Origin of the sequence: Cryobacterium lactosi (assembly GCF_004403945.1) — a bacterium.
In the GTDB taxonomy this organism is placed as follows: domain Bacteria; phylum Actinomycetota; class Actinomycetes; order Actinomycetales; family Microbacteriaceae; genus Cryobacterium; species Cryobacterium lactosi.
Map to the genome: position 1 here is coordinate 36,273 of NZ_SOHM01000051.1, position 20,472 is coordinate 56,744.

The 20,472-nt window shown below is 69.7% G+C and carries 20 protein-coding genes; 12 read left to right on the top strand and 8 right to left on the bottom strand.

Going from position 1 to position 20,472, the window contains the following annotated elements; genetic code table 11:
- Window positions 1-21 precede the first annotated feature (21 nt).
- The 7 genes from E3T61_RS21540 (at window position 22) to E3T61_RS21570 (ending at window position 5,417) form a co-directional block, all read left to right on the top strand.
- Window positions 22-876 carry a shikimate 5-dehydrogenase gene (locus E3T61_RS21540; RefSeq protein WP_134642868.1) on the top strand — a complete coding sequence of 285 codons (855 nt, stop codon included), beginning with the start codon at window positions 22-24 and terminating at the stop codon, window positions 874-876.
- Between the two features lie 10 nt (window positions 877-886).
- Complete coding sequence (locus E3T61_RS21545) at window positions 887-1,291, top strand: NUDIX hydrolase (RefSeq protein WP_134642869.1); 405 nt, start codon at window positions 887-889, stop codon at window positions 1,289-1,291.
- Between the two features lie 129 nt (window positions 1,292-1,420).
- Window positions 1,421-2,767: an NADP-specific glutamate dehydrogenase gene (gdhA, locus tag E3T61_RS21550; RefSeq protein WP_134642870.1), complete on the top strand. Its 1,347-nt coding sequence runs from the start codon at window positions 1,421-1,423 to the stop codon at window positions 2,765-2,767.
- Between the two features lie 110 nt (window positions 2,768-2,877).
- The gene (locus E3T61_RS21555) at window positions 2,878-3,459 is read left to right on the top strand and encodes a DUF5655 domain-containing protein (protein WP_134642871.1); all 582 of its coding nucleotides are present in this window, start codon (window positions 2,878-2,880) and stop codon (window positions 3,457-3,459) included.
- Between the two features lie 288 nt (window positions 3,460-3,747).
- Window positions 3,748-4,815, top strand: coding sequence for an iron-containing redox enzyme family protein (locus tag E3T61_RS21560; RefSeq protein ID WP_174777060.1), 1,068 nt, complete (start codon window positions 3,748-3,750; stop codon window positions 4,813-4,815).
- On the top strand, window positions 4,812-5,060 hold the full coding sequence (locus E3T61_RS21565; protein ID WP_134642872.1) for a CDGSH iron-sulfur domain-containing protein: 249 nt from the start codon (window positions 4,812-4,814) through the stop codon (window positions 5,058-5,060). Before E3T61_RS21560 ends, E3T61_RS21565 begins: the two co-directional genes overlap by 4 nt.
- 9 nt (window positions 5,061-5,069) lie before the next feature.
- On the top strand, window positions 5,070-5,417 hold the full coding sequence (locus E3T61_RS21570; protein ID WP_134642873.1) for a hypothetical protein: 348 nt from the start codon (window positions 5,070-5,072) through the stop codon (window positions 5,415-5,417).
- Between the two features lie 13 nt (window positions 5,418-5,430).
- On the opposite strand, the gene E3T61_RS21575 is transcribed toward E3T61_RS21570, so the two are convergent.
- From E3T61_RS21575 to E3T61_RS21595, 5 genes are all read right to left on the bottom strand, one after another.
- Window positions 5,431-5,796: a DUF7882 family protein gene (locus tag E3T61_RS21575; RefSeq protein WP_420898514.1), complete on the bottom strand. Its 366-nt coding sequence runs from the start codon at window positions 5,794-5,796 to the stop codon at window positions 5,431-5,433.
- 79 nt (window positions 5,797-5,875) lie between these two features.
- Complete coding sequence (locus E3T61_RS21580; protein ID WP_166793359.1) at window positions 5,876-6,772, bottom strand: PfkB family carbohydrate kinase; 897 nt, start codon at window positions 6,770-6,772, stop codon at window positions 5,876-5,878.
- Window positions 6,773-6,825: 53 nt separating this feature from the next.
- Window positions 6,826-7,860, bottom strand: a complete 1,035-nt coding sequence (locus E3T61_RS21585; RefSeq protein WP_241992747.1) for an ADP-ribosylglycohydrolase family protein — start codon at window positions 7,858-7,860, stop codon at window positions 6,826-6,828.
- Window positions 7,857-8,417, bottom strand: a complete 561-nt coding sequence (locus E3T61_RS21590; RefSeq protein ID WP_134642875.1) for a cysteine hydrolase family protein — start codon at window positions 8,415-8,417, stop codon at window positions 7,857-7,859. Before E3T61_RS21590 ends, E3T61_RS21585 begins: the two co-directional genes overlap by 4 nt.
- Window positions 8,414-9,907, bottom strand: coding sequence for a purine-cytosine permease family protein (locus E3T61_RS21595; protein ID WP_134642876.1), 1,494 nt, complete (start codon window positions 9,905-9,907; stop codon window positions 8,414-8,416). The genes E3T61_RS21590 and E3T61_RS21595 overlap by 4 nt, the downstream gene beginning before the upstream one ends.
- 59 nt (window positions 9,908-9,966) lie before the next feature.
- Between E3T61_RS21595 and E3T61_RS21600 the strand changes: the two genes are divergently transcribed.
- On the top strand, window positions 9,967-10,359 hold the full coding sequence (locus E3T61_RS21600) for a VOC family protein (protein ID WP_134642877.1): 393 nt from the start codon (window positions 9,967-9,969) through the stop codon (window positions 10,357-10,359).
- Window positions 10,353-10,925, top strand: coding sequence for a YdeI/OmpD-associated family protein (locus tag E3T61_RS21605; protein ID WP_198418753.1), 573 nt, complete (start codon window positions 10,353-10,355; stop codon window positions 10,923-10,925). Before E3T61_RS21600 ends, E3T61_RS21605 begins: the two co-directional genes overlap by 7 nt.
- Before the next feature lie 81 nt (window positions 10,926-11,006).
- Here E3T61_RS21605 and E3T61_RS21610 read toward each other — a convergent pair whose 3' ends face one another.
- Together E3T61_RS21610 and E3T61_RS21615 are read right to left on the bottom strand one after the other, a co-directional pair.
- Window positions 11,007-11,915: a serine hydrolase gene (locus E3T61_RS21610; RefSeq protein ID WP_134642878.1), complete on the bottom strand. Its 909-nt coding sequence runs from the start codon at window positions 11,913-11,915 to the stop codon at window positions 11,007-11,009.
- 83 nt (window positions 11,916-11,998) lie between these two features.
- Window positions 11,999-13,963, bottom strand: coding sequence for a M13 family metallopeptidase (locus tag E3T61_RS21615; RefSeq protein ID WP_134642879.1), 1,965 nt, complete (start codon window positions 13,961-13,963; stop codon window positions 11,999-12,001).
- A 152-nt stretch (window positions 13,964-14,115) separates the two neighbouring features.
- Between E3T61_RS21615 and E3T61_RS21620 the strand changes: the two genes are divergently transcribed.
- Window positions 14,116-15,045 (top strand): NADP-dependent oxidoreductase, encoded by a 930-nt coding sequence (locus E3T61_RS21620; RefSeq protein WP_134642880.1) that lies wholly within the window; start codon window positions 14,116-14,118, stop codon window positions 15,043-15,045.
- Window positions 15,046-15,091: 46 nt separating this feature from the next.
- On the opposite strand, the gene E3T61_RS21625 is transcribed toward E3T61_RS21620, so the two are convergent.
- Window positions 15,092-16,654: a glycosyl hydrolase family 18 gene (locus E3T61_RS21625; protein ID WP_134642881.1), complete on the bottom strand. Its 1,563-nt coding sequence runs from the start codon at window positions 16,652-16,654 to the stop codon at window positions 15,092-15,094.
- Window positions 16,655-16,730: 76 nt separating this feature from the next.
- Between E3T61_RS21625 and E3T61_RS21630 the strand changes: the two genes are divergently transcribed.
- Together E3T61_RS21630 and E3T61_RS21635 are read left to right on the top strand one after the other, a co-directional pair.
- Entirely contained in the window at window positions 16,731-19,028 is a 2,298-nt protein-coding gene (locus tag E3T61_RS21630) for a glycosyltransferase family 2 protein (RefSeq protein WP_134642882.1), read from the top strand.
- Between the two features lie 131 nt (window positions 19,029-19,159).
- Window positions 19,160-20,437 (top strand): MATE family efflux transporter, encoded by a 1,278-nt coding sequence (locus E3T61_RS21635; protein ID WP_241992748.1) that lies wholly within the window; start codon window positions 19,160-19,162, stop codon window positions 20,435-20,437.
- Window positions 20,438-20,472 lie beyond the last annotated feature (35 nt).

Below are 20,472 nucleotides of genomic sequence, written 5' to 3' on the forward strand. Positions count from 1 at the left end.
CGGGCCGTAGCATTGGAGACGATGACTGACTCAACGATCCCCCCGCGTGCGACACCGACCAAGCCCCCGCTGAACAAGGACACCCGCCTCTGTATCTCGCTGGCCGCCCGGCCCAGCAACTTCGGCACCCGGTTCCACAACTACCTCTACGAACAGTTCGGCTTGGACTTCGTCTACAAGGCGTTCACCTCCACCGACCTGGCCGGCGCGATCGCCGGCGTGCGGGCGCTGGGCATTCGGGGCTGCTCGGTGTCGATGCCGTTCAAGGAGGATGTCATCGCCCTCGTCGACGAACTCGACGCCTCGGCCACGGCCATCCAGTCGGTGAACACGATCGTGAACGACGACGGTTACCTGCGTGCGTACAACACCGACTACATCGCCGCGGCCGACCTGCTCAAGAGCAACAACCTCGACCCGGCCACCCCGTTCCTGCTGCGCGGCTCCGGCGGCATGGCCAAGGCCGTGGCCGCGGCCCTGCGCGACTCCGGTTTCGCCGCCGGCACCATCGTGGCCCGTAACGAGACGCGCGGCCGGGCCCTGGCCGACGAGCTCGGCTACGCCTGGCTGGCCGAACCGGGCGAGGCCACCGCACCGCTGCTGGTGAACGTCACCCCGATCGGCATGGCCGGCGGCGCGCAGGCCACCGAGTCGGCGTTCACCGCCGCGGCCATCGCTGCTGCAGACACCGTCTTCGACGTCGTGGCCCTGCCCGCCGAGACGCCCCTGATCCTCGCGGCCCGCGCGGCCGGCAAAACCGTGATCACCGGCGCCGAGGTGATCGCCCTCCAGGCCGCCGAACAGTTCGAGCGCTACACCGGTCTGCGGCCGACGAACGAGCAGGTGCGGGCCGCGTCGGCCTTCGCCCGCGCGTGAGCGCCGCGCCGTGACCGACGCCGACATCCTGGTCGGGGCCGTCGCCCTCATTCGCGACCGTCGGGTGCTCATGGTCACCGCCCGTGGCCGCGACGTGTGGTTCATGCCCGGCGGCAAGATCGACTACGGCGAGAGCGAGGCGGATGCCGCAGCTCGCGAGGCCTGGGAAGAGGTGACGCTCCGCCTGGACCCCACCGCCCTCGAACCGCTGTTCACGGTGCTGATCCAGGCCCACGGCGAACCCGAGGGTCGGCTCGTGCGGATGGCCGTCTTCGGCGCCGAGACCGCCGAAGAGCCCACCGCGAGCGCCGAGGTAAGCGCCCTGCACTGGGCCACCTCGGCCGACCAGCACCGCTGCCCACCGGCCGGCGTCGAGGTGCTGCGCCGGCTGCACGCCGCCGGCCTGATCGACTGAGCCCCGGGCGGCCCGGGCGGCGGGCTCCTCGACTGCCCCGCCCGGGTGAAGCCGATACGGTGGAAAGGCCGAACCCCACCACGCAGCATCTGAGCTGCCCTTCGGCTTTCCATAGCGTGAAGGAGATCCATGTCGGTGCTCGACAAGCAGCTGGTTCCAATTTTCGAGGAGGTCCTCGACCGGAACCCGGGCGAAGCCGAGTTCCACCAGGCGGTGCGCGAGGTTCTGGAGAGTCTCGGACCGGTGGTGACAAAGCACCCGCAGTATGCGGACTCGGCCGTGATCCGGCGCCTGTGCGAACCCGAACGACAGATCATCTTCCGGGTGCCGTGGGTGACCGATTCGGGCAAGATCGAGGTGAACCGCGGGTTCAGGGTGGAATTCAATTCCGCCCTCGGACCGTACAAGGGCGGACTGCGGTTCCACCCCAGCGTCAACCTGGGGATCGTGAAGTTCCTCGGCTTCGAGCAGATCTTCAAGAACTCCCTCACCGGGCTCCCCATCGGCGGCGGAAAAGGCGGGTCAGACTTTGACCCGAAGGGCCGGTCCGACGCCGAAGTGATGCGCTTCTGCCAGTCGTTCATGACCGAGCTGTACCGGCACCTGGGCGAGTACACCGATGTCCCTGCCGGTGACATCGGCGTCGGCGGGCGCGAGATCGGCTACATGTTCGGCCAGTACAAGCGCATCACCAACCGCTACGAGTCCGGCACGATGACCGGCAAGGGATTGAGCTGGGGTGGATCCCAGGTGCGCACGGAAGCGACCGGATACGGCACCGTCTTCTTCGTCGACGAAATGCTCAAGGCATCCGGTGCCGATTTCGGCGGCAAACGCGTGGTCGTGTCCGGCTCGGGCAACGTGGCAATCTACGCGATCGAGAAGGTCCACCAGCTCGGCGGCACCGTGGTCGCCTGCTCGGACTCCGGCGGCTACGTCGTCGACCCGGGCGGCATCGACCTCGCCCTGCTCAAAGAGGTCAAGGATGAACGGCGGGGACGGATCTCCGAGTACGCGGCACTGCGCCAAGGCGCCACGCACGTCACCGACGGCTCGATCTGGGATGTTCCGTGCGACATCGCGTTGCCGTGCGCAACCCAGAACGAACTCGACGCCGACGGCGCCGCGGCCCTGATCCGCAACGGCTGCGCGATCGTCGCCGAGGGCGCGAACATGCCGACCACCCCGAACGCGGCCCGGTTGCTGGCGGAGGCCGACGTGATGTTCGCTCCCGCGAAGGCGGTCAATGCGGGTGGTGTGGCCACCAGTGCGCTGGAAATGCAGCAGAACGCGTCGCGGGACTCGTGGACCTTCGATCACACCCAGGATCGTCTCGCCGAGATCATGCAGGGCATCCACGACCGGTGCCTGGAGACCGCCGACGAGTACGGCACTCCGGGAAGCTACGTCGCCGGGGCGAACATCGCCGGCTTCACCCGGGTCGCCGATGCGATGCTCGCCCTCGGCGTGATCTGACCCCAGCCCGCGAACCGTGAGAAAAGCCCCTCAAAACGCGAGTTTTCGGGGCTTAGCTCACAGTTCGCGGGCGGCTCGCGGGAGGGCGGGAGCGGGCGTACCCTGCCTGCATGACCGACCACGTGCCGCTCCCCTGGGACCACATCCGGCTCTGGGAGATCGGCCAGCTGCAGAATGCCACCGGGAGCGGTCTGGAGCACTGGCTCGCTCGCATCCGGGATCTCGACCCGCCCACCGAGGCGGCACTGCGCGAGTGGCTCGGCACCGAGGGGGTCAGCGGCTACCCGCGCGCGCTGCTCGTGCACGAGACGTTCGGCTACCCGGACTCCACGGTGCGAGCCGCCGACGAGCTGATCGACGCCCAATACGCCGACCGGCCGTCGCTGCGGCCGATCCTGGATGCCGTGCTGCTGTACGCCGGGGACCTCGACGAGGTGAGCATCCAGACCCGCACCACGCACGTGGCGCTGTCCGGGCCGCAGCGCACCTTCGCAGTGGTGCAGCCGACCACCAGGCACCGGGTAGACCTGGGACTGCGTATCGCCATGCCGGTGGCGGCACCCAGCACCCGGTTGCGGCCGACCACAAAGCTCGGGGCGGACTTCCCTGTGCTGATTCCGCTCACTGCGGCCAGCCAGGTCGACTCCGAGGTGGCCGCCTGGCTCAAACACGCCTACGACGCAACCCTGTGACGGGAGCGGAATGTTAGCCCGAATCACCGCCGCCGGCTACCCCCCTCGGTCGCAGTCGTCGAATCGGCCTCGCGCGTTAAAGACGGAAGAACCCCGGATTCGTCACGAAATCCCCTGAATTGGCCGGATCCGCCGCTGTCATTGTGCTCAGGCCTGGACCCGACGAGGATCGGGTTTCGGGCGCGCAAGCGCGCCCGGACCGATATGGCCTGAAGGGATCACCATGCACCTCCGCGAACACCGCAGCCAGAGCGCCCGCGGCCACCACCTTCGGGTGCGGGGTCGCGCATGAAACTGCCAGGCGACCGCGGGCCGGTGAGTTCGGCGTTGGGCGCACTGCTCACCAACCCGGAACCCGCCGCCGAACCTGACCTGATCAGGATCCTGCGGGACACCGCTGCCAGGGCCATCCGCGACACCGACGACATCCTGCTCGACGAGGATCTGCAATCGGCCCTCTACGCAGCCTACGAGTTGCGTTACGGCGGCCTCACCGGCGTCGACGACGCCTGGGAGTGGAATGCCGACGTGCTCGCGCTCTGCGCCGCCATCGAATCTCGCTTCGAGCAGGCCCTGCGCGACAGGGTGCCGATGCCGCCCCTGCCCGCACCCGGTGTCGACACGGTCGCCGCCGCCCTGTTCGAGTTGACCGGCGCCGACACCGGGCCGAGCGTCTCCCGCTACCTGGCCAAGAAGGCCACCGACGAACAGGCGCGCGAGTTCCTCATCCACCGCTCGGTCTACCAACTGAAAGAGGCCGACCCGCACAGCTGGGCGATCCCGCGCCTGCGCGGCCGGGCCAAGGCCGCACTCGTCGAGATCCAGGCCGACGAATACGGCGGCGGCCGGCTCGCGCACATGCACTCCGAGCTGTTCGCCCGCACGATGCGGGGACTCGGCCTCGACGACACCCCCGGCGGCTACGTCGACATGGTTCCGGCGATAGTTCTCGCCTCCAGCAACATGATGACCATGTTCGGCACCCAGCGCCGCCTGCGCGGCGCCATCGCCGGGCATCTCGCAGCGTTCGAGATGACCTCGTCGCTGCCCAACCGGCAATACGGCAACGGCTTCCGGAGGCTCGGCTACGACCAGAGCGTCACCTTCTACTTCGACGAACACGTCGAAGCGGACGCCGTGCACGAGCAGATTGCCGCGCGCGACCTGGCCGGCGGGCTCACCGAAGACGAACCGGGCCTGGTGGAAGACGTCGTCTTCGGCGCATCCGCGTGCCTCTTCGTGGACTCCCTCGCCGGAGCGGCTCTGTTGACGGCGTGGACGGCGGGTGAATCCGCCCTGCGCGGCGGCACGCTCGAGCCTACAGTGGCACTCGAGCCGGCAGGGGCACTGTCATGACGGAGCAGGCCGGCACGTCAGGCGGGGATGCGACCGTGAGCATCACCGCGTGCCCGAACGGCCCGCTGCTGGTCCGCGGCAGGTTTGAGATCCTCGCCCCCGCCGGCGAGGTCATCCCCTCCCGCCGCAAGACCGTGGCCCTGTGCCGCTGCGGCATCTCGACCCTCAAACCGTTCTGCGACGGCAGCCACAAGGCTGTCGGCTTCACGACCGAACCAGAGGCCCCAACCGGCCAGCCGGCGTAGGGTCGACGGATGAAGCGAATCACCTACAACGGCGAACCGATGATCACCGGGACAGCCGTTGCCCAGTCGCTGGTGCACTACGTCACGCATGTCGCAGCGGTGGCCTCCGCTGTCGCGGTGGAGGTTCCGGTGCTGGAGCCCAACGGCACCGTGCAGGCGCACACGCTGGTTCTCAGCGGCGCCACCCAACTCGCGGTCATCGACGTGGACGGCCTGTCCGAGGAGGAAGAGGGCACCCGGTTTCCCGTGCCGGAGCTTCCGCCCGTCGGCGGCCAGGCCTACGCCCTGCCCCCGGAGGAGATCCAGAACGACGCGCCGTTCCTCGACGACGACCCGCTGGATCTGGCCCCGCGCTGATCCCGGCCGCCGGTCAGCTCCGCTGCGGCCCGGGTTCGGCCGTCAAGAGCAACCCCTGGCCGCTGTTGGCAGATGTGGTGAGCACGTCGATCCAGGCCCGGTTGAGCGTGGGCGTCTTACCGCCGTAGTACTTGAAGTACAGCGGGATGCTGGCGTGCAGCCACACGCTCGACCGGCCGTCGCCGATGGCGGGCGAGTCGTTCCAGGACAGGAAAAAGCTCTCGCCGCGGCGCAGCTTCGATCCGATGACGACCTGCAGGTGCACGAGGGCACGGTCCTCGAACTCGACCTCGATGCCGTCGTAGATGAGCTTGCCGATGATGAGCCTCCTTCGCGAAGAGCGCGCTCGATCACGACACGCGCCCTCTGGTGTTTTCAACCATAGGACGGGAGGCTCCCACTTTCCATCACGCTCCGCCCGGCGAATTCACGGGGAGAAACGGGGCACCAGGGCGCTGTCACGATTCGCGCCGGAGGAGGTGGTCCAGGGCAGCGCCGTTCGCCTGCCGCACGGCGGCGACTGGCCCCCGCCCGGCGGCCAGGGCCGCGATGAGGCTGCCCGTGTGGGCGTCGCCGGCCCCGTTCGTCGAGGTGACGGATGCCGGCGCCGCGCCGACATGGACCGGCGGACGGCCCTGCACGGCGAGGATGCAGCCCTCCGCGCCGATGCGCACGACCGCGTGAGCCGGCCCACGGCGCGGCGCATCCGCAGCCGCACCGGCGGACGCCAGGCGCTCGGCGAGCGCCACGGACGCCAGTCGGGGATCGGCCAGGCCGGTCAGCAGGGTCGCTTCCCGCCCGTTGCAGCTCCACCAGTCGGCCCGGGCGAAGAGGCCCGAAAGGTTGGCGGGATCCAGTTCGTGGCCCAGTGGGCCCGGGTCGACGACGAGGGTGGCCTCGTGCGGCAGCCCGGCGAGCACGGCCAGGATGGTGCGCCGAGTCACCGCGTGCAGAAGGCCATAACCGGACATGAGTACCGCGTCGGTCGGCCGCAACGGAACCTGGGCACGCCACGCCTGCTCGAACCGGCCTTCCGCGCCCGGCATCGTCACGAAGGTCCGTTCACCGGTCGCATCCACCATCACGACACAGACGCCGGTGTCGAGGCCGGGAACCGGGGCCAGGACCGTCTCGATGCCGGCGGTGGCGAGCGCGGCCCTGGCCAGGTCGCCGAATGGGCCGGTGCCGGTGGTGCCGGCGTGCAGGGTGCGAAGACCCTCGCGCCGGGCGACCGCCATCGCGGTGAAACCGCCGCCGGCCACGAGAGAGCCGCTCGAGCCGAACACGTCGCCGCCTGGCTCCGGCAGGGCGGGAACGACGCAGACGAGGTCGATCAGCACGGTGCCGAAGCTCACCAGCCGGTGGATCGGGCCGCACGCCGGGTACCCCGGGCCGGCCGCCGCCGCGGTCACCGACCCGGCGGGCGCAGCGCCAGCAGCGCCGCGGTGACCGGCGCCAGGTCCAGGTCGTTCACCCGGCGAACCGTGCCGACCGCCTCAGCCGGGAACCCGGAGACCCCGTGCACGGCACCGCCGATCGCGCCGGCCATCGCGGCGATGGTATCGCTGTCGCCGCCGAGGGACGCGGCGGCCAGGCAGGCGCGCCAGGGGTCATCCGGGAACAGGGCCAGCACGGCGAAGGCCGCCGGTACAGACTCCTGGCTGGCCAGGCTGGTGCCGACCAGTTCGTAGACCAGGTCGAGCGACTCCACCGGCCGGCGGGCATCCATCAGGCCTACCGCCCAGCGGATGCGCGGGGCCACCTGCGCTGCGGCCACCCAGAAGCCGCGTGTGGCGCCGAGCCGGGCCGTCTCGATGGCCAGCTCGGTCGCCTCGGCCACGGTGGCGCCGTCGATCGCGGCGCTCACGGCAGCGGCGACCGCGGCGGCGCCGGCTATGGCCACCCCGGTGTTGTGGGTGGCGAGCGCGCTCTCCACCACCCGGTCCACCAGGGCCGGCAGGTCGTCGGCGGGCATCATGACGCCCACCGGAGCCACCCGCATCGCGGCGCCGTTGGTCACGCCGAACCGGCCGGACTCGGCGGTGGACTCCCCCGCCAGAATGCGGGCCAGAGCGCCCCGGGTGGACGGGCCCAGCAGGTCCAGCGATCCCTTGGCCCGCATCGCCCGCTCCCAATCCAGCAGCGACCTGGCGTAGTCGGCGGTATCCAGATGACCAGACCCTGCCACCAGGGTCCAGGCCAGCAGCAGGGCCTGTTCGGTGTCGTCGGTGACCGACCCGGCCGGCATCCCGGCGGCCAGCGGATGGTCGTCGGCCGCGGGCTCGAACCCGGTGACGCCGTCCACGCCGAACCGGCGCAGCACCTCGGGGCGCGACATCATCTGGCTGGGCATGCCCAGGGCGTCGCCGATGGCCAGACCGGTGAGCGCGCCGAGTGCGCGGTCCGGCTGGCCGGCCGGTCGGCGGCCCGGGGCCGGTGTCACCGGCCGAGCCCTCGTTCGGTGAGGATCTCCTCGACGGTGGTGATCTCGATCAGCGGTCCGTACAACGCCATCACGTCGAGAGCGCGCCGGTGGTCGGCGTCGCTGAGCCCGGCGCAGGCATCCGCCACCACCCGCACCCGCACGCCGTCGTCGGCCGCGGCCAGGGCCGTTGACAGCACGCAGCAGTCGGTGGAGACCCCGGCGAGGATGATGTCGCTGGCGCCGCCGAGGGCGACCCTGGTGGCAGCATCCCACTTGCCGAAGGTGGGCCGATCGATCAGCACGGCGTCACCGGGCGGCAGGGCCGGCACCAGGTCGTAGAGGTCGGCGTTGGCGGGATCCAGGGCGAACGGCCACTGCTGGTAGTACTCCACCCAGGCGCCCGCCGGGATCTCCGGCGCCAGGAACCGGGTGAGCGCGGTGCGACCGGGGAAGAGTTCGCGCAGCCGTACGGCGCCCGCCGCCGCGTCGTCGAACCGCGGGGTGAACCATTGGCTCGTGGGCTCACCGAAGATGCGCTGCAGGTCGACCAGCACCAGCCAGGAGCCGGTGGTCATGCCCGGGCCGCCGCATCCAGCTCGTCGGTCAAGTGGTCACCGTCGGCCAGCGGCAATGCCTCCTGGCGACGCACGGTGCCACGGCCGAAGAGCCAGGTGCCGCCGAAACCGATCACCAGGGCCACGAGCACGCCGAGGTTGGCGAAGGCCCAGTCGCCCTCCTTGCCGCCCAGCCCGAAGGGTTCGAGCAGGTAGCCCTGCCAGGCCAGCCACTCGGCGAAGCCGTTGGTGACCATGCCCCAGCCGATCACGGAGCCCAGCGCGATGAGCACGATCGCGAGGACCCGCACGTTGCCGTACCGTCCGGCGGGGTCGAAGAGGTCCTTCGCCGAGTAGCCGGTGCGGCGCATCAGCACGTCGGCCATGAAGATGCCGCACCAGGCGGCCACCGGTACGCCGAGGGTGATCAGGAAGCCCTGGAACGGGCCGAGGAAGTCTGCCGCGAAGAACACCACATAGATCGCACCGAGCACCATGAGAACCCCGTCGATGCCGGCGGCCACAAACCTGGGTACCCGCAGGCCCGTGCTGAGCAGGGCCAGGCCGGAGGAGTAGATGTCCAGCACGGCACCGCCGACCAGGCCGAGAACCGCGGTGAGCGCGAACGGGATGAGGAACCAGACCGGCAGGATGGTGGTGAGCGCGCCGATCGGATCCAGGGCTATGGCCGCGCTGAGCTCGGGCGACGAGCCGGCCAACAGCAGGCCGAATACGAGCAGGATGATCGGCGCGAGCGAGGCGCCGAAGGTGGTCCAGCCGACCACGCCGGCGCTCGACGCCGTGCGGGGCAGGTACCGGGAGTAGTCGGCGGCCGCGTTCACCCAGCCCAGGCCGAAGCCGGTCATCATGAACACCAGTGCGCCGATCACCTGGGGCGCCCCGCCTGCCGGGATCGCCGCCAGGGTGGCACCGTCGATCTGCCCGAAAGTGAGCACGATGTAGACCACGGTGAGCACACCGGTGACGATGGTGATCCACATCTGCAGCTTCATGATGAAGTCGAAGCCGATGATGCCCCCGGCCACGATCAGCGCGGCCACCACGATCAGCGCGACGACCTTGGTCAGGTCGCCGCCCTCCCAGCCGAGCTCCCGGAACACCGTGGCAGTGGCCAGGACCGCCAGCGACGCGAGCACGGTTTCCCAGCCCACGGTGAGCAGCCAGGAGATGGCCGAGGGAACTCGATTGCCGGTGACCCCGAAGGCCGCCCGACTGAGCGTCATGGTGGGGGCGTGTCCGCGTTTGCCGGCCAGGGCTATGAAGCCGCAGAACAGGAACGACACCACGATGCCGGTCAGTCCCACCAGGGTGGCCTGCCACAGCGAGATGCCGAAGCCGAGCAGGAACGACCCGTAACTGACCCCGAGCACCGACACGTTGGCCGCGAACCACGGCCAGAACAGATCCCGCGGATGCCCCTTGTGCTCGCTCTGATCGATCGAGTTGATGCCGTTGCGCTCCACGCTCAGCGCGGTGGTCTGGTCGCTCATGCGACGAGACTACTCGCGAGCGTGCCTCGGCCGGACGAATTGCGGACTATCGTGCCTGCATGGATGCGAAACTCTTCGCCTATCTCAGCTATGCGGATGCGCCGGCGGCGCTGACGTGGCTGAGGGACCTGGGCTTCACGGTGGTGCGCCGGCAGGATGGCGAGGGGAACCAGGTGATCCACTCCGAGCTCCGTCTCGGCGAGGTGGTGGTGATGGTGTCGTCCTTCGACGAGGACTACGTCACAGCCCCGCTCCTCGGGCGTTCCACCGGGCGCGGGCTCTATCTCCTGGTCGACGACGTGGACGCCTTCTTCGGCCGGGCCATCGCCGCGGGCGGGACCTCCGTCATCGGGCCCGAGGACACCGACTGGGGCTCACGGCGGGCCCGGGTCCTGGATCAAGGCGGGCTGGAGTGGAGCTTCGGGAGCTACGAACCCGGCGTCAGGTGGTGAGCGGAGACGCCGAGCGGGTGCACCCCGCAGATCGGGCGGCCTGGCGCCTGTGGCTGGCGGAGAACCACACCGTGAAGACGGGTGCCTGGCTGGTCACCTGGCGTCAGGGCGCCGGGATGCCTGTGCTCGCCTATGAGGACGCGGTGCTCGAGGCCCTCGCCGTGGGCTGGGTGGACAGCAAGGGGGCCCGGCTCGACGAGTCGCGCACCATGCTCTACTTCGGCCCGCGCCGACGCGGCAGCTCGTGGTCACGACCGAACAAGCAACGGATCGAGCGATTGCGCGCGGAGGGATTGATGCTCCCGGCCGGGGAGGCCGCGGTTCGCGCGGCCGAAATGGACGGTTCCTGGACCCGCCTGGACGAGGTGGAGGACCTGATCGTGCCGCCCGACCTGGCCGAGGCCCTGGCCGCGATCGCCGGCGCCCGGGCGAACTGGGACGCGTTCCCACGCTCCCCGCGCCGCGCCATCCTGGAGTGGATCGTCCTCGCCAAACGCCCAGAGACCCGGGCGGCCCGCATCCGTGACGCCGCCGAGTCTGCGGGCCGTAACGAGCGCGCCCGTTAGACCCGAACCATCCGCGAGCCGTGAGAAAAGCCCCATATTTTCGGGTTTTTCGGGGCTTAAGTCACAGTTCGCGGAGGGGCGCTAGTGCACGTATTCGAGGAGGTCGAGACCGACCGAGCGCATGCCGTCGAGCACCGAGAGACGTGAGGAGAGGTTGTGGTCGTCGAAGAAGATCGACACGGCGTAGGCGACGCCGGCACGCGGGCCGCGCAGCACGCCCACCTCGCTGCGCACCCCCTTGTCACAGCCGGTCTTGTTCACCAGCAGCACCCCGTGCGAGGGCTCCCGGTGTGCGTGCGGCGAGAACCCGAACGCGCTGGCCACCATCGACAGGTCGGAGTTCAGCGACAACCAGCCGAGCACCCGTTCGCTGCCGTCGTCATCGAGGATCTCACCGCGCGCCAACGCCGTGAACAGCCAGGTGAGCTCGCGGGCGCTGCCGACCGAGAGGTTGGGGGCGTCGTCGGGGCCTCGGCTGTCGCGCACGAGGTCGAGCAGGCCGGTGCCGGCCAGGCCGAGTTCCTCGGTGCGGCGGCGCACCGCCTCCAGGCCCACCGCGCGCAGCAGCACATTGGTGGCCAGGTTGTCGTTGGTGGCGCCCACCAGCGCGGCCAGGTCGGCCACCGGCAGCGACGGAGCCTGCAGGTGCTGCCAGAGTCCGGAGCCGTCCACCGAGTCCCGCGGTGTGCGGTCGAGGATCGTGTACGCGCCGAAGTCGGCGTCGCGCAGCCGTGATGCCACCTCGATGAGCAGCAGCACCGTGCCGATGCCGGCGGTGGGCATCACGACGTGGTCGTCGACCGAGAACAGCACCCGCCCGGTGGCCAGGTCGGTCGCCCGCGCGGACACCTGGGCACCCCCCATGGCGAGCTCGCCGAGGGACTGGAAGCCGCGTTCGAAGCTGGACGGCACAGCGGACTGCCGGTGTTTCCCGGCACGCTCGACAGCGTGCCGTGACCGGCGTTCGGATTCCTGTGCTGGCGCGACCACTGCTCTCGGTGTCCTCTGACTATCGGTGCTGTTGAGCCCCCGCGAACACCCTAACCCACGGGCCGCGAGGCATGGCCGGGCCACTACCAGATCGTGACGCGCTTCTCAGGAGCAAGCCACGCAGCATCCGTTTCGGTCACGCCGAACGCCGTGTAGTACTCGTCGATGTTGCGCACGATCTGGTTGCAGCGGAACTCGTTGGGCGAGTGCGGGTCGATGGCGAGCAGGCGGATGGCCTCCTCGTCGCGCAGCTTCATCTGCCAGGCCTGCGCCCAGGAGAGGAAGAACCGCTGGGCTCCGGTGAGGCCGTCGATCACGGGCGGCTCGGCGCCCTCGAGGGAGAGCAGGTAGGCCTTCCAGGCGATGGAGAGGCCGCCGAGGTCACCGATGTTCTCACCGATGGTGAGCGCACCGTTGACGTGGTGGTCGGGCACCTGGGCCGGGGCGAGCGCGTCGTACTGCTCGATGAGCGACGCGGTGCGCTCCTCGAAGGCGGCCCGGTCGGCCTCGGTCCACCAGTCGGTGAGCCGGCCGTCGCCGTCGTACTTGGAGCCCTGGTCGTCGAAGCCGTGGCCGATCTCGTGGCCGATCACGGCGCCGATCGCGCCGTAGTTGGCGGCGGCGTCCCGGTTGACGTCGAAGAACGGCACCTGCAGGATGGCGGCGGGGAAGACGATCTCGTTGAAGCCCGGGTTGTAATAGGCGTTGATGGTCTGCGGGGTCATGAACCACTCGTCGCGGTCCAACGGGTTGCCGATCTTGCCCAGTTCCCGGTGGAACTCGAACTCGCCGGTGGCGCGCACGTTCTTGATCAGGTCGCCGGGATCGATGGCCAGGCTGGAGTAGTCGCGCCACTTGACCGGGAACCCGATCTTGGGGGTGAACTTGTCCAGCTTCTCCAGCGCGCGTGCGCGGGTCTCCTCCGTCATCCAGTCCAGGCCGGTGATGCTGGCCCGGTAGGCCTCGACCAGGTACTCGACGAGCACGTCCATGCTGGTCTTGGCGTCCGGCGAGAAGTGCCGGTCGACGTAGATGCGGCCGACGGCCTCGCCGAGCGAGCCCTCCACGAGCGAGACGCCGCGCTTCCAGCGGGCGCGCATCTGCGGGGTGCCGGTGAGGGTGCGACCGTAGAAGTCGAAGTTCGCTTCCACGAAGTCGCTCGACAGGTACGACGCGCTCGAACGGATGACCTGCCAGCGCAGCCAGTCCCGCCAGGCGTCGAGCCGGTCTTCGGTGAGCATCTCGGCCAGGCCGACCACGAAGCTCGGCTGGCGCACGACGACCTCAGCGAACGCCACGGCCGGGGCGTCCAGGCCCTCCAGCCACAGGTCGAGGTCGGCGCCGGCGGCGAGCGCGGACAGCTGGTCCCAGGTCTTGAGGTTGTAGGTCTTCTCGCTGTCGCGGGTGCGCACGTTGTCCCAGTGGTGGCTGGCGAGCTCGGTTTCCAGGGCGAAGATGCGCGCGGCGCGCACCGGCGCGTCGTCGACGCCGGCGAGGGTCAGCATCCGTTCGACGAAGGCGAGGTAGGCGGTGCGCACATCGGCGAATTTCTCGTCGCGGTAATAGGACTCGTCCGGCAGGCCGAGGCCGGCCTGTTCGACGAAGACCAGGTAGCGCTCGGGGTTGCCCGGGTCGTTGTCGACGTAGAGCTGGAAGGTTCCGGCGACGCCGGCCCGCTCGAGGCGGCCGAGAGTGGCCAGGAACACCGGCACGCTGCTGATGCCGTCCACGGTGGCCAGGTCCGCGGCCAGCGGGGTGGCGCCGAGCTGCTCGATGCGCTCCTCGTCCATGAAGCTGGCGTACATGTCGCCGAACTTGCGCTCCTCGGTGCCCTCGGCGGCGGTCTGCGCCTCGAGGATGATCTCCTGCACCGCCTTCTCGGCCTCTTCGGCCAGCAGATAGAACGACCCCCAGCGCGCCTTGTCGTTCGGGATCTCGGTGCGGGCGATCCACTTGCCGTTCACATGGCGGAAGAGATCGTCCTGCGGGCGCACGCCCGGGTCGAGTTCGTCGGTATCGATTCCGGATGCAGTCACCTGATCAGTCATCCGCCCAGCCTAATCCTCACCGCACCGGGGTGGGGCGGGCTCGGCGCGGCGCGGCGTCATGGGACCATGGGCCATGGTGGCGGATGCGGCGGGCGTGGGAGCATAAGCAGAACGGCGCTCCACACGGGTCGCCTCTGACCCAGGAGGTCCCCATGCGCGTCATCACCCTGCCCGAGTTCGGCTCCGCCCTCGAACTGAGCGAGATCGACACCCCTCAGCCGTCCGCAGGAGAGGTGCGGGTTCGCGTTCACGCGGCATCCGTCAACGGGTTCGACCTGGCCGTGGCCGCCGGCTATCTCAATGGCCTGATGGAGCACCGGTTCCCGGTGGTGCTGGGCAAGGACTTCGCGGGCATCGTGGATGCCCTCGGCGACGGCGTCACGGCCTACGCCGTGGGCGACCGGGTCTTCGGCGTCGTCACCAAGGCCCACCTGGGCGACGGCTCGTTCGGCGAGTTCGTGGTCGTGCCCACCGCGACGGGTCTGGCGAAACTGCCGGATCAGGTGGACTTCGCCCGTGGCGCCGCCCTGGGCCTGGCCGGCACGGCAGCCCAGGCCGCCGTGGATGCCGCCCAGCTCACCCCCGGCAGCACCGTTCTGGTGGTGGGCGCCACCGGCGGTGTCGGCAACCAGGCCGTGCAGCTGGCCGCCGCAGCCGGCGCCACCGTGATCGCCACCGCGCGCACCGCTCTGGGCATCGCCCAGGTGCGCCTCCTCGGCGCGAGCGAGGTCGTCGACCACACCCAGAACCTCAGCGCGGCCGTGCTCGCCGCCCACCCCGACGGCGTCGACGTCGTGCTGCACTTCGCCGGGGATGCGGCGACCGTGCTGCCCGCTGTGCGCGCCGGTGGCCGTCTGGTGTCGACCCTGATCGGTTCGCCCGACCAGCTCACCACCGACACCGTCACCGTGGTCCCGATCCTCGCCGATCCCACCGCCGAGGTGCTGGCCAGCCTGGCCGAGAGCCTGGCCGCCGGCCGCACCTCGGTGACCGTGCAGGGCAGCTACGCCCTCGAAGACGTCGCAGAGGCCTTCGACGACTTCGAGTCCGGAGCACGCGGCAAGCTCGTCATCCTGCCGTAACCGTCGACGAGCTCGTCTGACCGGCTGCCGCCCGCCGGCGCCCGGGTTACCGGGTCGCCGGCGGGTTCAGCAGCGCACCGATCTCCTCGGCACTGAGCTGGCGCCACGGTGAGACATCCGCGTCGACGGCCGCGGCCTGCGGGCTGTCGCCGGTGGTCCACCACTTGGCCTCGAAGGTCAGCGAATCGAACATCACCCGGTCGCCGGCGGTGAACACCGAGGCCCCGTCCCACTCCGGGTAGCTGCCGGGGGGCAGCGTGGCCAACGGGACCGGCGTCTCACCGGGCAGGACCGGGCCGATCAGCGTCCACGGAGTCTCCGTTGACTGCAGCACCGGGTTGTCCGGCAGATCGCCCTGGGTCCAGTACTTCGCGACATACACCTCGCGGTGCCAGACCACCTTGGTGTCCTGCGCATAGGCCACCAGTTCCGACCACACCGGGTAGGGGCTCGCGTCCGGGTCGTCCACCAGGTCCGCGGCCGACGCCGTCGGTCCCGCCGTGGTCAGCACGCCAGCGGATGCCTCCGGCGTTCCCGTGAACGAGTCCCCGAGCAGGTCGGCGAACTTCAGGTCGCCCTGGGAGACGCCGCTGCAGGAGTCGGAGACCCGGGTGACGTCGGGGTAGTTCGACCCACAGGTCTGGTCGCGGTTGAGCGACCACATCGACATCCGGCCCACCCCGCTCTCGAGCGCGAAGGTGTTGAGCGCGCGGGCGTCCTCCAGGGTGAGGATCTCACCGGCCACATCGTTCTGGCCGATCATCGGGGTCATGCCGACCTTGTTCCAGAGTTCCTTGGTGCCCAGTTCGATGCCCTGGCGGCCGTAGAGGGTCTTCAGCTGACGGTGCGTGCCGCTCAGGGCTCCCTCGGTGGCTTCCACCATGCTCAGGCCGTCCCGGCTGGCTCCATAGTCCATGGTCATCACGTTGACGCCGGCCAGGTCCACCCCGGCGGCGAGCATCTGGGCGACGGCCGTTGTGCCGACCTCCGACAGCCCGGTGGGCAGGACGGGCAGGGTGAGCCAGACTGCCAGCGGCGCCTCCGTCGTCGAGCGCTGCTCCTGGATGGCGGCGATCGCCAGCGCGCGCCGCTCACCGGCCGCGGTGTCGGCGAGGTTGTCGCCCTCGATGTCGAGGTCGATGGTGTTGAGCTTGTACCGGTCGATCACCGACTCGTAGCCCCGGCGAAGGTCGGCGGCGTCGGTGCAGCCGGTGGCCAGCTCGTTGTTGAGCAGGCCGCCGAACGAGACGATGACGTCGCCGCCCTGCTGCACGCGACGGGCCACGCGGCGGTCGAGGTCGAGGGCGACATCCGCTTCGTCAAGCGAGTAGTACGTGCCCCACGACGGCGTGCAGGCGTCCTCGGACGAGGCCACCACGAACGACAGGACCACGTGTGCGCCGGACGAGCCGGCCGGATTCTCGAACGCGTAACTCGGGGTCGCCGTGACGTCGACGTATCCGGCCATCCACGCCGCCGGGCGCTGGGTGGTGGTGTCCTGGAACCAGCGCCAACCCTGGAAACCGGAGAAAAGCAGTCCGGCGACGACCACGAACACGCCGGTGAGACGGAGAACCGACAGTCGCCTGCCGGGAAAACGCTTGGACATGGGCCCCCAATTCTGGTTCACTACGATCAACATACAGTTGTATACAAGTGGGTGGCGCGGGAAATTGGGGATCAAGATGGACCTGACCAGCGAGGTTTCCGCGGGACGCAGACGGCAGTGGGGTTCTGAGCGTCGCAGCGAGCCGCTGCCGATCGTGCATGCTCGCCCCTCGAACCGCACCATTACCCTCGGGCGCCTGGGGATCGTATGCACTGTGGGGTTCTGGCTCTGCTACGTGTTCACCACCATCGTGCGCGAATTCGTCAACAATCCCGGTTCCGGCTTCCGTTTCACCGTTGAGGCCGTCGGCTACGTGACCGTCGTGACGATCCTCAGCTTCTCGGCACTGATGTACCTCGTGGCCCGACAGGGTGCCCTGTACAGGTTCCGTAGCCACGACAGGGTGCCCCGCGGTGAACTGGACCGGCACTTCGCCCACTACAACGAAGCCATCACGGTGCTCGTGCCCAGTTATGCGGAGGAGACGAACGTCGTGCGGGCGACCCTGTGGTCGGCGGCGCTGCAGGAGTTCCCGCATCTGAGCGTGGTGCTCCTGCTCGACGACCCGCCGTTCCCGAGCGACCCGGGCAAGCTGGCCACGCTCAACGCCACCCGCGCGCTGCCCAGCCAGATCGAGCAGGCCCTCGCCGAACCCGGCGAACGGTTCCGCGCCGCCGCCCTGGCCAGGGCGACGCGGTTCGCCGACGACAGCATCGTGGCGCACGGGGATGTCCAGGCCCTCGCCGATGACTACGCCGCGGCGGCCGACTGGCTGGAGGAGCTGGCCGACAAGGAGCAGGTGGCCGACCACGTGGACGAGTTCTTCGTCGACCAGGTCATCATGGGCCTGGCCCGCGAGCTGCGGTTGAGCCTGCTGGCCCTGAATGCCTCGCTCGCGCAGGAGTCCTACCCGAGCCACGACGCCATCATCGCCCTCGGTCTGCGCCTGGCGCGGCTGTTCACCACCCGAGTGGGCTTCTTCGAACGCAAGCTCTTCTCCTCGCTCTCGCACGAGGCGAACAAGGCCATGAACCTGAACTCCTACATCGGGCTGATGGGCAAGAACTGGACGACCGAGCAGACCTCGGACGGCGTCGTGCTGCGCGAGACGCCGGACGGCGACGTCCCCGACCTTTTCGTGGCCGACACCACCTACCTGCTCACCCTGGATGCCGACTCGCTGTTGTTGCGGGACTATTGCGTGCGTCTGGTCTACCTGCTCGAACAGGCCGAAAACGCCCGGGTGGCCGTGACCCAGACACCGTATTCGGCGTTCCGCGGCGCACCCACCCGGATCGAGCGCGTCGCCGGTGCGAGCACCGATCTGCAGCACATGTTGCACCAGGGCATGACCTACTACAACGCCACCTTCTGGGTCGGCGCGAACGCCGTGATCCGCAAGCGTGCGCTCGAGGACATCGTCGAAACCGAGGTCGTCGCCGGGTTCACCGTGAAGACCTTCATCCAGGACCGCACGGTGATCGAGGACACCGAGTCGAGCATCGACCTGGGCACCCACGGCTGGACGCTGGTCAACTACCCCGAACGCCTCAGCTACAGCGCCACCCCGCCCGATTTCGGATCCCTGATCGTGCAGCGTCGGCGCTGGGCAAACGGCGGCCTGCTGATCCTGCCCAAGTTCTTCGACCAGCTGCGCACCCGCCGGTTCAACCGCGAGCACGTGCTGCTCACCGAGATCGCCCTGCGCGGCAACTACATGGCGTCGATCGCCTGGGGCAGTTTCGGTCTGCTGTTCCTGCTCGCCTACCCCTACGACAGCCGGCTGCTCAGCCCGTTCGTGTTCCTCGCGGCCATGCCCTACTTCATCGCGATGGGCTTCGACCTGCGCGAGTCCGGCCACCGGTTCAGCGACATCTTCCGCATCTACGGGTTCAACCTGGTGCTGCTGCCGGTCAACCTGGCCGGTGTGCTGAAGTCATTCCAGCAGATGTTGACGGGCGAGAAGATCCCCTTCGTGCGCACTCCCAAGGTGAAGGACCGCACGGCCGCGCCGGCCCTGTATGTGGTCGTGCCGTACCTGATCGTGCTGTTCTCGCTGCTCACCCTGTACCGCGATGTGAGCCAGCAGAACTGGGGGAACGCCCTCTTCGCCGGCTTCAACGCGGTGATGGCCGTTAGCGCGATCCGCAACTACATCGGCATCCGCAACTCCATCGTCGACACCTGGCTCGGCTTCCTCAACTTCCTCTACGTCGACGAGAAGAAGCCCAAGAAGGTGCCGTTCGACCCGGCATCGCTCGTGGATCCCACCCGCCCCGTCGACTGGCAGCGCATCCTGTACCACGGCGACCGCCGCCTGGCTCGGGATGTGCGCAGCACGAAGGACCGCCGCCGCCGGATCGGCATCCGCTGACCGGGCGAACCCCCCACGGCGCCGGTCGGGCCGCGCTCACTCGGTGTCCGCCCGTCGGTGCGGATAACTAGAGTCGAGTCATCAGACTTCTACGCCCCCAACCCATCGACCGTGAGATCCGCCGGCTGGCCGTGCCCGCCCTCGGCGCGCTCGTCGCGGAGCCGATGTTCCTGCTCGCCGACTCCGCCATGGTCGGGCACCTCGGTGCGGTGCCCCTGGCTGGCCTCGGCCTGGCCAGCGCCGTCTTGCAGACCATCATCGGGCTGATGGTGTTCCTCGCCTACAGCACCACCCCCGCGGTGGCCCGCTGGCTCGGGGTCGGCGACCGGCGTCGCGCGGTGTCGGTGGGGGTGGATGGCCTGTGGCTCGCGCTCGGCCTCGGCGTGGTGCTCGCCGCGGCCGGCTGGTTCGCGACGCCCGCCCTGGTGGGCGCGTTCGGTGCCGAAGCCGAGGTGACCCGCGCCGCCGCCGACTACCTGGGCCTGTCGATGTTCGGTGTGCCCGCCATGCTGCTGGTCTTCGCCGCGACCGGGCTGCTGCGCGGCCTGCAGGACACCCGCACGCCGCTCTGGGTCGCCGGTCTGGGCTTCATGGTCAACATCCTGCTCAACCTCTGGTTCATCTACGGGCTGGGCCTGGGCCTGGTCGGGTCGGCGCTGGGCACGGTGCTGGCCCAGTGGGGCATGGTGGCGGTGTACCTCGTTGTCGTCGTGCGGCATGCCCGGCGCGAGCGGGCGCCCATGCGACCGCACCGCGCGGGCCTGCTCCGCGGGGCGACAAGCGGCGGCTGGCTGTTCCTGCGCACCGCGAGTCTCCGAGCGGCCATGCTGTTGGCGGTGTTCGTGGCCACCAGCCTCGGCTCGCCGGAGCTCGCGGCGTTCCAGATCGCGATGACCCTGTTCGCCACGCTGGCGTTCGCCCTCGACGCCCTCGCGATCGCCGCGCAGGCCCTGGTGGGCCGTGGTCTCGGCGCCGGCGACGAGCGGCAGGTGCGGCAGGTGCTGCGCCGGTGCCTGGAATGGGGCATCGGCGGCGGGACGCTCCTCGGCCTGGCCCTGGTGGCCGTGAGCGGGGTGCTCGGCGGCGTGTTCACCGGCGCCGCCGAGGTGACGGCGCTGCTGCCGCCGACCCTGATCGTGCTCGGGTTGTCCGTGCCGCTCGGCGGCCTGGTCTTCGTGCTCGACGGCGTGCTGATCGGCGCCGGCGACGCCCGCTACCTCGCCCTGACCGGCCTGGTGAACCTCGCCACCTTCGTTCCCCTGGCCGGACTGGTACTGCTCTGGGCCCCCGACGGCGCGGCCGGGCTCGCCTGGCTGATGGCCGCATTCGCCTTCGGCTTCCTGGGCGCCCGCGCCGTGACCCTGTCGCTGCGCGCCCGGGGCACCCGCTGGGTGCACCTGGGCGCCTGACCCTCTCGCGAACCGTGAGAAAAGCACCAGAATCT